General features: G+C 46.7%; 13 protein-coding genes and 1 other RNA gene. 7 read left to right on the top strand and 7 right to left on the bottom strand.

What is annotated here, in order from left to right:
• Positions 1-75 precede the first annotated feature (75 nt).
• Entirely contained in the window at positions 76-2,574 is a 2,499-nt protein-coding gene (locus G8770_RS15300) for a TonB-dependent receptor plug domain-containing protein (protein ID WP_167188640.1), read from the bottom strand.
• Positions 2,575-3,018: 444 nt separating this feature from the next.
• Between G8770_RS15300 and G8770_RS15295 the strand changes: the two genes are divergently transcribed.
• The 7 genes from G8770_RS15295 (at position 3,019) to G8770_RS15265 (ending at position 8,726) form a co-directional block, all read left to right on the top strand.
• Positions 3,019-4,365: a sodium-dependent transporter gene (locus G8770_RS15295; protein ID WP_167188637.1), complete on the top strand. Its 1,347-nt coding sequence runs from the start codon at positions 3,019-3,021 to the stop codon at positions 4,363-4,365.
• 83 nt (positions 4,366-4,448) lie between these two features.
• Complete coding sequence (locus G8770_RS15290) at positions 4,449-4,802, top strand: DUF6482 family protein (protein ID WP_167188634.1); 354 nt, start codon at positions 4,449-4,451, stop codon at positions 4,800-4,802.
• Positions 4,803-5,016: 214 nt separating this feature from the next.
• Positions 5,017-5,406, top strand: a transfer-messenger RNA (tmRNA) gene (gene ssrA, locus G8770_RS15285).
• Positions 5,407-5,604: 198 nt separating this feature from the next.
• On the top strand, positions 5,605-6,822 hold the full coding sequence (locus G8770_RS15280; RefSeq protein ID WP_167188632.1) for a tyrosine-type recombinase/integrase: 1,218 nt from the start codon (positions 5,605-5,607) through the stop codon (positions 6,820-6,822).
• A 54-nt stretch (positions 6,823-6,876) separates the two neighbouring features.
• Positions 6,877-7,410: a hypothetical protein gene (locus G8770_RS15275; RefSeq protein ID WP_167188629.1), complete on the top strand. Its 534-nt coding sequence runs from the start codon at positions 6,877-6,879 to the stop codon at positions 7,408-7,410.
• A 102-nt stretch (positions 7,411-7,512) separates the two neighbouring features.
• Complete coding sequence (locus G8770_RS15270) at positions 7,513-7,710, top strand: helix-turn-helix transcriptional regulator (RefSeq protein WP_167188627.1); 198 nt, start codon at positions 7,513-7,515, stop codon at positions 7,708-7,710.
• 89 nt (positions 7,711-7,799) lie between these two features.
• Positions 7,800-8,726 carry a hypothetical protein gene (locus G8770_RS15265; protein WP_167188624.1) on the top strand — a complete coding sequence of 309 codons (927 nt, stop codon included), beginning with the start codon at positions 7,800-7,802 and terminating at the stop codon, positions 8,724-8,726.
• 119 nt (positions 8,727-8,845) lie between these two features.
• Here the strand turns inward: G8770_RS15265 and G8770_RS15260 are convergent, their stop codons facing one another.
• The 6 genes from G8770_RS15260 to G8770_RS15235 all read right to left on the bottom strand — a co-directional run bounded on the left by G8770_RS15260 (position 8,846) and on the right by G8770_RS15235 (position 14,954).
• Positions 8,846-9,403 carry a hypothetical protein gene (locus tag G8770_RS15260; protein ID WP_167188622.1) on the bottom strand — a complete coding sequence of 186 codons (558 nt, stop codon included), beginning with the start codon at positions 9,401-9,403 and terminating at the stop codon, positions 8,846-8,848.
• 659 nt (positions 9,404-10,062) lie between these two features.
• Complete coding sequence (locus G8770_RS15255) at positions 10,063-10,323, bottom strand: hypothetical protein (protein WP_167188619.1); 261 nt, start codon at positions 10,321-10,323, stop codon at positions 10,063-10,065.
• Positions 10,324-10,421: 98 nt separating this feature from the next.
• The gene (locus tag G8770_RS15250) at positions 10,422-11,111 is read right to left on the bottom strand and encodes a RelA/SpoT domain-containing protein (RefSeq protein ID WP_167188616.1); all 690 of its coding nucleotides are present in this window, start codon (positions 11,109-11,111) and stop codon (positions 10,422-10,424) included.
• Between the two features lies 1 nt (position 11,112).
• Positions 11,113-12,210 (bottom strand): AAA family ATPase, encoded by a 1,098-nt coding sequence (locus tag G8770_RS15245; protein WP_167188614.1) that lies wholly within the window; start codon positions 12,208-12,210, stop codon positions 11,113-11,115.
• Positions 12,211-12,363: 153 nt separating this feature from the next.
• Positions 12,364-13,089 carry a GNAT family N-acetyltransferase gene (locus G8770_RS15240; protein WP_167188612.1) on the bottom strand — a complete coding sequence of 242 codons (726 nt, stop codon included), beginning with the start codon at positions 13,087-13,089 and terminating at the stop codon, positions 12,364-12,366.
• Positions 13,090-13,169: 80 nt separating this feature from the next.
• Positions 13,170-14,954, bottom strand: coding sequence for a hypothetical protein (locus tag G8770_RS15235; protein ID WP_167188609.1), 1,785 nt, complete (start codon positions 14,952-14,954; stop codon positions 13,170-13,172).
• Positions 14,955-15,116 lie beyond the last annotated feature (162 nt).

Below are 15,116 nucleotides of genomic sequence, written 5' to 3'. Positions count from 1 at the left end.
ACATTATTCAATAAAACCCTGCCACTCAGACACAAAAAAGGGCGCATACGCGCCCTTTTACTCTAAAGGACTGCCTTAGAAATTAAACGAGGCTCGCATATAGTATTCGCGCCCTGCAATGGAGAACGGAAATGACGTCCAACCGTATTTAAAGCCCAAACCCGGGAAGTCTCCCCCTTCTTTACCCCACTTATCAGGGTAAGTATCAAACAGGTTGAGGACACCTGCTGACAGCTGGAAAGACTCCGTCACATTCCAAACACCGGTGACATCAACCAGGGTCTTTGCACTCCAGGTTTTCTTTTCAGTTCCATAACTGGAAGTGCTCACCTCACCATAATAATTGGCACGCCCGGTGAGGCTCCAGCTAGCGGCGTTATAAGTTGCCCCCAGCGTTGCACGCTTACCTGGCTGGCCATCGGTCAACAGCAATTGCTGACTGGCACCATACACTATCTCGTTAGAAACGAAGGATGAGGCACTGTTCACCTTCTCAACGGTGGTATTGTTCATATGGAAGGTGGCTTCCAAAACAATGCCATCACCGCTATCCAGTGAATAATCCCAGGCGTTCACCCAGTCCAGCCCAGTAGTCTCTGTATCAACCGCATTGGTAAAAATGGAGACGTTGGCAACACCATCCAACTGCTGCCCAGAGCCACTGTTGGCAGCAAAGACCATATCAATTGGGTTGCTGGCATCACCGGTCGCAGAAATATTACCGGAGTATACGATGCGATCTTCAATATTGATCTGATAAACATCCAGCGTACTGGTCCAAAAGTCACCCGAGTAAACCAGACCAAAGCTGAAGCTTTCGGATGTTTCTTCCTTCAACTCTTCAAAACCAAAGTCGGCTGCCAGCGCACTGTCAGGCCGCAGAGTTACCAAATCGGCCAACTGTCCATTATCCAGGGAAATTGAACGCTGAGTGAAAAATTGCTGCTGCACACCCGGGGCTCTGAAGCCCGTAGAAAAGGCAGCTCGCATCGCCAACAATTCGGTCAGCTGATAGCGACCGGACAACTTTATGTTCGTGGTATCGCCAAAGTCGGAGTAATCCTCATAGCGAAGCGCACCCCCTAGATCCAGACGATCAGTGAGAGACATCTCCAGATCCGCATAGACAGCGTAGCTGTCTCGATCAGTATCCAGCTCCATCGCTGGGCTGTAGCCCTGGAAGCCCTGCATGCCAGGTACTGTGGTGCCATTTACCAGACTGCCGCCGTCAGTGTAGACACAGGTACCGGGGTCTTTGGCCGGGTCGGATGAGTTGACAAAATTTTCGTCACACAACTGGCTGCCACGAGCGTAAGAAACCTCATCGCCCGCTTCTTGCTGGTAACCGTCTTCGCGCCATTCCGCACCCAGAGCCAAGGACGCGTCCTGGGTAAATGGCAAACTGATGCTGCGGTGTCCATCGACATTGAAGGTGAGCTGATCGACAATCAGCGCGCCGTCATAGGCCGAAGTGGGACTGGTTGGACCATAACTGGCGTTCAGGGATTCGATGTTACTGAATTCAAAGCGGTTTTCCCCCCAAACGACGCTGGCATCGGTTTCCCACTCACCCAGAGTAGCGCGGTACCCCATCGCAAAAGAGGTGTCTTCTGTTTCGGTGCCCAAGGCAGGAGTGATACCATTCGGGTAAATGGATGACCAAACCCGGCCATCAGTTGGCCCACGGTAAAAACCCAGGGACTCACCTTCTTTCTTGGTGTAACCACCAAACGCATACAGCTCACCAACACCAATAGGTAACGCGAAGTCCATCCAGACAGAATCACTTTCGACGTCACTCTCACCCACCAGAATCAATTGATCGGTTACCGGGCTCGCACCAAACCAGTTTGATTCTGTGGCACGGTTCATCGGATCCTGATCCAGATATTCGTAGGTCAGATTCAAGTGCCCGCCATCGCCCAGTTCAAAGCCATAAGTGATGCCCGCTTTAACGGTATCGCCATCGTTTTCAGAAGTCGTTCGATACTGACCCCAGGCATTGCCTCCCGGAGAGTCCTTCAAAATAATGTTGATCACACCCGCAATTGCATCAGAACCGTATTGTGCAGCGGCGCCATCGCGCAGCACTTCCACTCTCGCAATTGCAGTTAATGGGATAGAACTTAAATCAGTACCCGCAGATCCTCGACCAACGTTTTCCTGAACGGCGATCACTGCCTGCTGGTGGCGTCGCTTACCATTGATTAAAACCAACACCTGGTCAGGAGCCATACTCCGGAGAGTGGCAGGTCGCATCAGATCCTGGCCATCGGAGGTTGTGGTGTTATTCATATTGAACGACGGTGCCAACTTACGCAGCATATCGGCAGTGTCGACCGCACCAGAGTTTTGAATGGCTTCTTCTGAAATCACATCAACTGGCACAAGACTTTCAGTCGCTGTGCGGCCAGCCATACGGGTACCAACCGTGATCACTTCCTCAATAGCTTCGCTGGATTTGGGCTGGGCTTCCTGAGCCCACGCACCACCGGTAACGATGGCTCCAATACAGGCTGGTAGCAACGCGCGTACGAATAAAGATTTACTCTCTGTTCTCTGCTGATTAGACATGGAAGTCTCCTCGTATTTATACCCTGACGATATAGGGCTTATATTTTTTTATGGCCACCGCTGTAATGTTATAGCTCAAACTGGCTACATTTCACCCTAACCAGGGCGTCATGGTACTGCGGTGGGACAAAACCGCGCCATTAGACCTAATTCGAACATGCGTTTGCAAGAAAGGATAGTGACTACCCAGTCACAAAAAGATTCTTCCTAACGCCAGCGAAGCCCTGGGCTTGAAAAGCCTGCTGAGATACTTCGTTATTATTTTAAAAACTTGAACACCTGTCCCATCTACCCGCACAATAAGCGCATTTATCTGCAAACGCCTTAGCATGCAAGCTCTTCTGTCGCATAGCCAACCGCCTTGCAAACATTGCATCCTAATATACACAACAAAAGACACAAAAAAACCAAACCAAACACCAAGAAATCGACAAGAGCTTCCCCATGGCATCAAGAGAACAGTTTTCCTCCAAATTTGGCTTCATCATGGCCGCTGCAGGCTCCGCCATTGGGTTGGGCAATATTTGGGGGTTCCCGACGCAAACCGCCAGCAACGGTGGTGCTGCGTTTGTGGTGGTGTATTTCGCCATGGCCTTTTGTTTAGCCTATCCGGCCCTGATGGCCGAACTGATTATCGGTCGCCACTCTAAATCCAATATCCTCACCGCCTTGCGCGGTATTGCCCCGACCAAGGCCACCCGCAGGATCGGCAGCGGCGTCGGCATGTACGGCGTTATTATTGCCAGCCTTATTTTAAGCTTTTATGGCATCGTGGCCGGCTGGATGCTGGCCTACCTGGCTGAATCCATCACCAACATGCTGGGCTGGAGCGAAGCCAGCGAATGGCTCACCAACTTTGGCAATACCCGCAACATCATCACCATGGGCATCTTCATGGTGCTCACCATGTCGATCATCTCCAGTGGCATCTCCTCCGGTATCGAGAAATGGTCGACCCGTCTGATGCCGATGCTGATGGTCATCCTGTTTGCACTCATTGCCTATGTCATGACCCAGGATGGCGCCATGAACGGGCTGAAAATCTACCTGGTGCCCGACTTCAGCCAACTGAAGCCCAGCCTGATTCTGGATGCCATGGGGCAGGCCTTCTTCTCGCTGTCGCTGGGGGTCGGTACCATGCTGGTGTATGGCTCTTACCTCAGCGATAAGGAAAGCCTGCCGAAACTGGGTGTGATGGTGACCCTGGTCGATTCCGGAACCGCCTTTGTGGCGGGCTTGCTGATTATTCCCGCCATCTATGTGGCCAGGGAACACGGCACCAATATTTTTACCGACAGCGGCGAACTGATTGCCGGCCCTGACCTGATCTTTCAGGTACTGCCAGCGCTGTTCGACTCCATGGGCGAGATTGGCATCTTCGTGGCCTTCGCCTTTTTCACCTTGATGTCCATTGCGTCGCTCACCTCTTCCATTTCCATGCTGGAAGTGCCCGTGTCCCTGGCCGTCGAAGAAACGCCCGCATCGCGCCGTCAGGCCACCTGGATCATAGGCACCCTCATCTTCGGCTGCTCCACCGTCATTTTATTTAACTTTGACCAGCTGTTTGGCTTCGTCATCAGCCTCACCACCGTTTACAGCCAACCCATGCTGGGCTTGATGCTATGTGTGTTTGCCGGCTGGATCTGGCACCGCGACAGCCTGCTGAAAGAAATCAAGTCCGGCCACCCTGAAATTGAAGGCACGTTCTTTTGGAAAATCTGGCCCAACTACGTCAAATTTGTCTGCCCGATTCTGGTATTGGTCACCCTGATCCAAAGCGTGGCCGCCTAACTTAGGGCCAGTACCCACGCCACTGATCCATTTTCCCCACCAAGCCGTAACCATGAGGGTGTGTTCTATTTAGGGTACCCCTTATGGCTAAACTTCTGCTTGAAGAGCTCAGTGAGCATTCTTGCCTGTCGGTCGTCATTGAATCCTACGATGGCGCCCTGTATCAGGCGTTTGTGGCGCAGGAGGGTGCTGAGCGGCTGATCTGGGCCGACCACCACACCCCCTTAAAAACCCGCAATCTGACCAACATGCGCACCCTGCTGTCGACTCTCAACCTTGAATCACTGCACCTGCGACAAAACAGTGCCTACGATGAAATGATTGGCCAGTCCCAGCGTCAACAGCCCAACACCCTGCTGCTGCCTATCTCCCTGGAGCCGCCCAACCTGACAGACATAACCGCAAGCCAACAAGGCCACTGGCCAGACAATGACTAGCTCAATAACACCGCTGCCGCCGGCAGACATAAATAAAAACCACCCGCGGTGCAATAAAAGACCTCTGGCGCTGTCATAGAGTTGATGGGCACGATCATCAACGGCCATTCGCCACGGAATCCGTGGTCTGTAAGGCAGTTTGAAGATTAATGTGGTGCTAAAGCATTGAAACCTGTTTTATTAACACCATATTGCCTATAATGGACGATCTTGAGGGGCCGATTTGGATTCGACGTCGGTAACAAAACCTTAGGTGCATGTCGTGAGGGTAGCGAATCACGTAAATCCAAAGCTGCACAATATTAGTTGCCAACGATGACAACTACGGTGCTCAACTGGCTGCGTAAGTAGCCTTTTGTAACACCATCTAGTGGTTCGCCGCTAGCGGTCTTTAGCAAGGTGCCAGTACCGCGCTACTGACTGTCATATAGAACTGGATCGCAGTGAAGCCTGCCTGGGGTGGATCAGCTAAAACTTTATCAGGATCGCTTGTTACGTCTTGGCCACTGGGCTGTAATGAGTTAAATCAAATAGTGGAACTAAGCATGTAGACCCTAAGGCAGAGTGCTTGCGGACGGGGGTTCAACTCCCCCCGGCTCCACCAAATACTTTTCCAGCAACATCCCGTAACTTCCATGAAAGCCGCGTCCCCCAAAGGATTGCGGCTTTTTTGCTTTCCCAGGACTGCCTATAAGTTATACTGAAATACCAACGCTTCTGTTGGTACTAATGTTGGGACACATTAACTTCCACACACCATGTACCAACAACTCAGTAAACGGCGATACAAAAGGAGATTTGTATGTCACTGACTGCACTGGAAGTAAAGAAAGCCAAGGCAGGCGATAAGCTCCGCAAATTACCAGCAGGGAAAAGCCTGTACCTGCATATCCCTCCCACTGGCGCCAAATACTGGCGACTGGCTTACCGCTTTGCTGGCAAGCAAAAAACCCTTGCCCTAGGCGTCTATCCCGACATCAGCCTGAAGGAGGCAATTGAACGAAGGGACGAAGCCCGCAAGCTACTGGCCAACGGCACCGATCCTGGCGAAGTCAAACGGGCTAAGAAAGCCGCTAATGTTGATGCTGCAGCCAACAGCTTTGAGAGCATTGCTTCTGAGTGGTTTCACATCAAAATGTGCGACAAGTCCCAGAGCCACCAGGATCGCACCTGGCGAGCACTGCAAAAGGATCTGTTTCCGCTTCTCAGTAACAGGCCTATCAAAAGTATCACCCCACCTGAACTACTGGCAGCCCTCCGCAAAATTGAAGCCCGAGGTGCTGTTGAAACCGCCCACAGAGCCAAACAAACCTGCGGTCAGATCTTTCGATACGCCATAGCCACCGGCAGAGCTGAACGAGATCCCAGCGCGGATCTGAAAGGCGCCCTGAGGAACCCAGTCGAACAACATTTAGCAGCGATCACCGACCCGGCAGAAGTCGGCAAGCTACTGGTTGCGATAGAAGCCTTTCAAGGGACACCCGTTGTAAAAGCTGCCCTGAAGCTTTCCCCATTACTGTTCTGTCGCCCTGGCGAACTGCGGCACATGGAGTGGGAAGAGATCAATTGGGACTCTGCTATTTGGGAGATCCCAGCGAGCAAAATGAAGATCAAGCAACCCCACATCGTCCCCTTGAGCAACCAGGCTCTGCTGATCCTTGAAGAACTGCGAATGCTTACCGGACGGGGGCTATACGTATTCCCCAGTGCAAGGGGCACCAGCCGCCCACTGAGTGAGAATGGCGTAAGAACAGCACTGCGAACGATGGGTTACGACAATCAGACAATGACACCCCATGGCTTTCGGGCCATGGCACGCACGATTTTGGATGAAGTATTGAATTTTCCGCCGGAGTGGATTGAGCATCAGCTGGCCCATGCAGTAAAAGACTCCCTGGGCCGAGCCTATAACCGCACCAGCCATTTACCACAACGTATTGACATGATGCAGCAGTGGGCGGATTACCTCGAGATGCTTAAAAAAACAGCCACTCCTGCAAAGGGGGCCATATCGCTTTAGATAACCAATCAGCTAAGCCAACTACAGTAGCTAGCCACAATTTGGAGATGGATTTTGACAAATATATTCGACTTTCCAGAAGTTAAAAGAGAGGGTGTACTAGATTACTTTTCCGAAAAGATTTATCCCCAAGCCTCCCCTTCACATGCTCGAAAAAAACTTAGAAACCGCATCCGGGGAGCGGTTATTTCGGGCAAGCTGAGAGAGAGCGGTAAAGAATCTAACAACATATTTAATACACAGGAGCTTTTGTTTTGGATTTACAGCATAAGTCCAGAACTACCCCCTGTTGAGAGCGTTAGAAGCAGAGAAAGTCCATCCGATGGACTTATGAAGTTGCCAACACTTAACACCCAAGGTCAAGCCCATAGCATCTCTATACCTCACAATATCGGTGAATTGGAAGTGGAGTTGTTAAGAATTAAAATCGAATACATGAAGCTTCAAAAAGAGCTTCAGGACGTCATGGAGAGCCAAAAAGTACTGGCGGGAAGAGTTAGCTACTACGAGGAAAAGGAACGTACGCAACGAAAAGCTTATTCTGAAGCAGGAAAGAGAGCCAAAGACATCCCAAAGACAAAATATTAGTGGCAAAAAATCACTAAGCCTCCCTTTTATCAGTTTTGCCCTATTTACTATGCCATGTCAGAAGGACTGACAACTTCCATTAACTGATTAAGGAAAATCGACATGGCACCTGTGTTTCTCCGCCTTCCAGAAGTGAAGGCAATGACTGGTCTTTCCACTAGCAGCATCTACCTCCGCATCGCCCAAGGTACTTTCCCTCGTCAGATTCAGCTTGGCGAAGAAGGTCGCGCAGTTGGATGGCTCTTAGACGATTTACATGAGTGGATGGCTGCACGTATCGCAGCATCTCGCGACTGCTAACTCTTCCACCTAGAACCTACCCATACAAGACGAACAGTCAAACGATCAGCCCCTCAAGGAAGAGGGGCTATTTTTCGCGAGAACAGCGCATGCAAAAGCACCCAACTAAAACCCCATCAGTAAAGGATTTATTGAAACGGGGTGACAAGATAGCTATCACTGGTGGCAAGCTAGTCATCGAAGCCAAAAGCGGAAAACCAGTTCCTATTGACTGGTTGAAAACTCACAAAGCCCAAATTATTAACGAAATCCTACGCACTTCCGGATTAGAGGCATACGAGTACCTCGACTATACGGCAAATAAATACACTGTAGAAAAAGGAAAAAAATCTGGCGGCGTTCACATGAGCTTCCGCAGCCTCAAATCAGGTAAAATGGCCCGTGTATATTTCAACGTAAACTTAACCCGCCAACGAAATACGAAGCACGGGCTCAAAGGCAGTGCCTTGCCAAAAGGACACTTCTGGATAACCAAAAACCACGACCTTTACAATGCCTGGCTGTCACTTGGTCTGCCACCGCTTAAGCGTCTTTCATCAATGCACGATTACATGGGTCACTTCGGTCAGTTTCTGTATAACTTAGATATCGACCCCAAGACCTCAAAAATCATTGACAAAAAACTGAAGACGCTGGAAATCACAGCTGAGCAGCTACGGAAGCTCTTTTTGGATCCATCCGCTTCCACTGAGTCGCCCTCTTCCACAAGCACACAAAAAAATCAAAATCACCAGTACAATACCGTTCAAGTCCCGGACAACTGCCGGACAACTCCCGGACAACTGCCGGACAACTGCCGGACAACAGTCCCGGACAACGATTTGAGTGCAGCCCTTATGCCGCCTGGGCTACAGCCATTTTCAAGTACGTATGTGCGTAGCCACGAATTAAGTAATCAAGGTAACGCGTATACAAGAGATAATGTTTACCCTCTCTCTACCAATGAAAAAAGTGTCCAAGATCAAACCTTGGAAGAGTGGCTTGACGCTTACAATGCTCCGGATGACTTCGGATAGTAGACTGCCTTAGATGTAAGAATTGAGTAATTTCCGATAACCCAGCTGTATACAGTGTTAACGACCCGGCCTGCGAGAACTGAAGAGTCTCAATCAAGCAGATTAAGCTGCAGGCCTTTTTACCCCATCAGTTCAGTACTTATCTTTTCCTGAAGGGCCATATACTTTTCCCACACACGGCTGCGTGTACGACTGTGTACACCCGGCTTAAAACAGCCCTCATCGCCATACAGCCGCTTTTCAAGGGCAACCCGCTGGTACAGGTAACGATCAAGCTTAGAGAGCGTCTGAGAGCGATAGAGGAGCCCGTAGCAAACCCTGCAGGCAAAGCCACTACCACCCAAGTAGAGAATCGCACATCGACTTAAGCAACCAGGACAACTGAACCAAGGACGTTTACGCCCAAAATGGCAGCTCGTATAAACCAGGGAAACGACTTGCTCACAAACCCGCCAGAAGTCAAAAGTTTTGATTCGGTAGTTCAGCTCAATAGCTTGCCTAGATGTCTTCACATCAATTGATCCAGTGTATTCATCGCCAGACATCCACTCGACCCTAAATGATTGATTAGCTAACCCTGCGTTTCTCGCTAGCTTACGCACATCCAGAGACTTTAAATCATCAGTGGTTGTCACACGGCACCAGCGATTCCTTTCACTGCCCCCCGGTCTTTCCATGACTTTCTCCTAAATCATTAGCAAAAATTAACACATAGCCTGAATAACGTTATCTTAACAGTTAACAAGCTGGTGTTGAGGCGATAGCTTACTTATCAATTGTTATGAGTTTTAAAAGTTATTGAGTACAGAGACCAAGTTTAAACAACTGAACTAGCTTACTTACTCAGACATCAAGATCACTAGTAAATGAGAGGAGATTTAACTGGAAATTGATTACTGTATAACAACTCATAGCAGACGGGTCGAGAGGAAAGCTATCATCAACAATTGAAGCGAGCGAAAGAGTCACTTGAAAATCTAAAACATTGATAACACCTGAAGTAGTCTCTCAGTTATCAATAAAGTTAAACAGTAGCTATCACCGGATTTTATACGCAGATACGAATTGAAATTATTGTAATTCGCCACAAAAATCAGATGACACATCAACGATTATATCTGCTAGTTGATTTGAAATATTACAATGTAAATTTGAAGATTAAATAATTACGACGGTAAGGAACCAATAGCGGACGGCGGGAAGTCCATATAACTATAGAAGGTGTCTACTGTTCGTGGGTAACTCGGAAAACTAACGCCGCGGTTTGGGGCTGACTGCAGCGTCAGCGGAATGGAAGTCCCAGCCGAAGGCGACAACACCGCCTTGTTATGTTTTATTACTTGTTCCACAGCCATATTCTCTTTTTATTATAGTATTCGTAGCTTTCAGAGGGAGATATTGGCTGCTTGGGAGGATACTTCATCAAGAACGGCAGGAGCGGAAGAGCACCTAAAATGATGGCATTAAAAAATACCATATCAATGATATTGGATAATGTTTTAGGCTGCTGGGACTTCCACTTAAGTAATGGGTAAGCCACCACAGAACTAACTGCGATATATCCAATATACGCAAAGAAATATATCAGGTTATCCATTCACTTAATTACCTGCGTAAACATAACGCCCGCATTTTCGGCTGGTTTGGAGCGCAGCGGAAAACCAGTCCGACAACATGCGTTTGTTATGCAGTTTATCACTCTGCATCTTGAAGAGAATTTAGCTCAAATATCGAATCAGAAAGTCTTGTTCCTGCACCTACAACGCGAGCTAAAACTTTGAGCTGCTCCTGAATTACCTTACTTTTAGACGGTTCTGGATAGTTAAAAGTATGATCAATCTCGCCCCAAACCTCTTCAAACAAAGTGCGAACCTGAACTTCGCAGGTGATATTACTATCCGCCCTAGGCTTAAATACATAATGCACACTGGTGTAAAAACTTTCCTTCAGCTTGGGAGATACCCCTAAAGCCTCGAATGTTTTTGAGTATTCTGGATCCCATGTATATGCTTTTGGCGGCTCAAAAAGGGCAAGCTCGTTAGAATTAACATATTTCATTAAAGCTTTATGAATAGCTTCAAACTGTCCAATGTAAAGATGGAGTATTCGAATACCACAAATATCAGTAATTCGTTCTTGTATGTTGTCTTGTGTAATAGGACCTTTCTGCTCATCTTCAGGCAACATTGAATCTTCGTGATTCTTCCGCTCAATTTTGCTTTTAAGGTGATCAAGATCCTTAAATCTTGACTTATAGCTATGAACCAGATTTTTTAGGTCAGGATCTCTGTTTATATAAGATAAAAATTTGTCATGGAGTAACTCATAAGAATGCATATCGTCCTTAATGAGCTTAATTGCATCATCTAGATTGATATCTTCCATATCAGAGTAACTCCAATCTTTCTATTACGTCCTCGGCAAGCTTCATGTAGCCCTTTCGAGTTTCGTAATAGCTTCCCGCATTTCCTTTTATCGTATTTTTTTCCTCGCCTAAGCTTTGAAGGTTAGGAACCTCCCACATTGGGGCTTTATATTTTTGGGCCATTGTTGGAAGGGTGCCATGACCATGAATTACAGAGTTACCACCTATTGAACTGTCAAAATATTTGTGACCATTGTTGAGCAAGCAATCAGCTGGAATAAAGTTTTTTATAGTTTCGGGGATCTTCTTTGCGTAGTTAAAATGGGCGAGGGCTATGTTTAGATCGTTAGGTGCATCAGTCCTTTTTTTCGCATTGTAGACTGTGTAGCCCAGGAGTTTTACAAATTTACTTGAAAAGTATTTTCGTTTGCTATCAGATAGCAAGGAATACATGGTATTGAACTCCTTACTCCAAACGGAAAGGGCATTACCAATATTTCTAATGCCGTAGTCAGAAAACATATCAGGAGCACAAGGAATAAGTATTGAGTCAGCGCTCGATATAATTACTTTGTTAAGAGACCCTAGACTAGGAGATGTATCAATAAGTGTAACGTCATAGCCATATTTTTGAGCATATTCTTCACATATTTTTCTTACAGAAGTAACAATTCTTATTGCCTGCGGCTCACCGAGGAACGCTTCGCTCCAGTGCTTTGCCAATTTGTTTTCGAATAAGTGAAGGGTCAATCTCCCTGGTATTAAATCTAAATTGGGCCGAAGAGAAACAGGTGTAGACAATTCTTTTTCTTCTGATTCGCCGTCCTCGATTGGTTTTAACAGATAATGTATCGAGTGATTAGATTTTTGAAAGACCTCAAACTGATCGCCACTAATTTTTGATTTGGCAGCCTTGTAATCGCTAATATACTCGTCTTCCGAATTCCAAATCTCTTCTAAACGCTCTTCAGAAAGTCCATACAAAGTTAAATTAGACTGAGGATCAAGGTCGATAAGTAGAACCTTCTTTCCTTTTTCAGATAAAGCTGCACCTAAATGGTAGGTCAAAGTAGATTTACCAACTCCTCCCTTGTTGTTAAATACCGATATTATTTTCACCTATCCTCCTTCATGAATTTTTTAGCTATCTGTGTAGTTTGACCAGTTCTTGAAATTGCATAACGCCTTAGCTTTGCGGCGTACCGGAGCCAGCGTAGGTGCGTCCGGCAACAGCCACTTGTTAGATGATCTTAACTGTGTGGATGCTGTCCTTCACGACCACTGCTGGAGGGCTGCTTGAGTTAATTCGCTCAGGCAGGCGCGCTGCACCCCAAACTCATCAAAGTTATCTGGCCCTAGCCATTGTGAAAAAGCCCTCGACAGTGCCGGCCATTCGGTATCAATAACGGAGAACCACGCAGTATCTCTGCTACGCCCTTTGTACACAGTAGCTTGACGAAAAGTGCCTTCATGACTGAACCCGAGGCGCTGAGCGGCGGCACACGAGGGCGCATTCAGAGCGTCGCACTTCCACTCATAGCGTCGATAGCCTAGTTCGAAAGCTCTTTTCATCATCAAGAACATGGCTTCCGTAGCGACCGGACTTCGCTTGAGCTGCTCGGAGAAATGGAGATGACCAACTTCGATGGAGCCACTCGCTGGCATCACCCGGAGATAGCTCGCAACGCCAACGGCTCGCCCATCCGACTTCTGAATGATCGTAAAAAACAATGGATCATCGTTCCGACTCATTGCCTGAAGCCACTCATAATAGCGCTCAAAGGAGCCAAACGGGCCATAGGGAAGATAGGTCCAGCCACGCCCATCTTTGTCCAGCGCGTTCGCCGCATAGAGCTGTTCTGCATGACGTTCCGGAGCAAGCGGCTCCAAGCAACAGAAGTGACCATCCATCGGCTCCGGCGACGGATGCGCGGGCTCTACCCACTGAGCAAGTGGCTCCCCGACAGGCTGGCCGAAATCATTCACGAATTGAGACATGCTCTACCTTCTAGATCTAACGCCTTGCTCACCGGAAAATCGTGAGCGCAGCGAGTGATTTTTCCGTGTGCAGCAACTTGTTATACCTTTCTAACAAACAGCTCCGAATTCTTCTTCAACTTTCTATCTAACTTTATGCCAATCTCCCCTGTATTACAGGTATCTACTTCCTTGTCATCAACTTGCAAGGATTCGATTATGGCTTTTGAGTAATCACCATTTTTTCTTACTATCAGAGTGTCACCTACTGCTAGAGTTATGCTATTTAAGTTTAGAATGGCAACTTGGCCATCCATAAACAGCTCATGTGGAGTACCAATAGATGATATATTTTCAGGCTCCAAAGTAATTAAACCTGTTTTAAAAAGTGATTCTCTAACATCTTCTTTTTGCAAGATGCCTTCTTCAATCATAAAGTATGCTTTATAAAGGTCATATGTAGTTAAAAGGCCCCTTTTATCATGGCCAGCATCTTTGATTTGATTTTCTGTGAACGGCGGGTTAGATCTTGATTTTGGTGGCATGTATCTCTGATGATTAACAATATATAGTCCGAACACATCAAATTTATCCCGTTCCTCTGCGCGTCTATATTTGATCTTGCTAACCTGAGAACAATCTTTGTCTGTAGACGTACCACCAATGCCTTTGATCTCAATAACTAAAAATCGGTCTTCACAATCAATTTGAATATCTTCTTCAAGGATATCAGGGTCAGTATCATCTAGATTGACCACCGATTCAAAACCTAACCATTTCAAGTATATTTCCACAGCTGAAACTAGAGCGCCCCCAGTCTCAGAAATCAAATCAGACAAGAATTTGTATCTGTCTTTTAAAGAAACCAGCGCATTTTCATTCTCAGCAATATCTTTATTATATTTCTCTTCGATTACAGCTCTATCTCGTAATAATTGCTTTTCACCGGGAAGCGGATAGTTACCATCATCCAGCCACTGAAATTCTCCGTGGAACGGGAAAATTTCAGGAACTATTTCGGGAAGATACGTTTTGAAAAGCTCACTCACGAAGTTAGGCTTATCCGCTATATCTGGAAAAACAAACACAATTGATTTTTCAATAAAATGAGCATAACTAACTATTTCGTCTCTCTCATTAAGTAGCAGTGGAGCAAAGTTATCTGATAGTTGATTTTTATTGTCTCTCCAAACCGTTGGATGGTAAAAAGTGGTTTCGAAGTCGATGCTATCTAGATGTTTTCGAAATAGTGGCGATAACTTGGAGTCTTTTTCAGGCAGTTTTACTTTTCTTCCACTACGAGATTTATAACCAGGAAGATTCTGGTAGAATCTAAAACTGGACAGCTTCTCTCTGCCCGTTATGCTGACTCCACGACTCGTAATTTCAACAAACTGGTATTCTGAAATATGCTCAGATCCACAAAAGACAATAATTACAGACTTCTTTTCAAAAAGATCATTTAGATCCTTAGAAACCATGTTTATGGCGAGAGGACGTGGATCGAAGATCTGTTCTGGATATGCGCTCAATAAAGCATGAGCAGTATTCCCTGATGTGTTAATCAATTGATGTTGGCTGGGATCATAGGTTTCAGACTTATTCTTTGTCAGGTCCAGCATTACAATATCAAACTCATGCAGGTTTGCTGGATAGTCATGATTAAGCTTTAGAAATTTTTCCTCATGATTTTTATTATTCACCTTTATTATAGAGCCAAAGCTTCCTTCGAAACTATTGAACCGTAGCTCCTTTAACGTTTCGACAACTGCCTCTTCAGCATCGAATAGAAAAACCATTGGTTGTTTGTATGGCTCAAGCTCATTTGAGCTGACAACGTGCTTAGTATCTATATTGGCATGCTCTACTTGTTTCTTTTTGAACATTATAAATCTCTACGATTAATCCTAATGGTGCTCGCACAAGGTTGGTCCTACCCACCAAAAGTAGACACCTTAACTAAGCGGCCATTGCCGCGTCCTTTTCAAACTGCGCAGGACTTACATATCCCAGAGAAGAGTGCCTACGCAAGCGGTTGTAAAATATTT

The sequence above is a fragment of the Pseudomaricurvus hydrocarbonicus genome (genome assembly GCF_011602365.1).
Classification (GTDB): Bacteria; Pseudomonadota; Gammaproteobacteria; order Pseudomonadales; family Cellvibrionaceae; genus Pseudomaricurvus; species Pseudomaricurvus hydrocarbonicus.
This window is presented reverse-complemented; position numbering and strand designations above follow the sequence as displayed.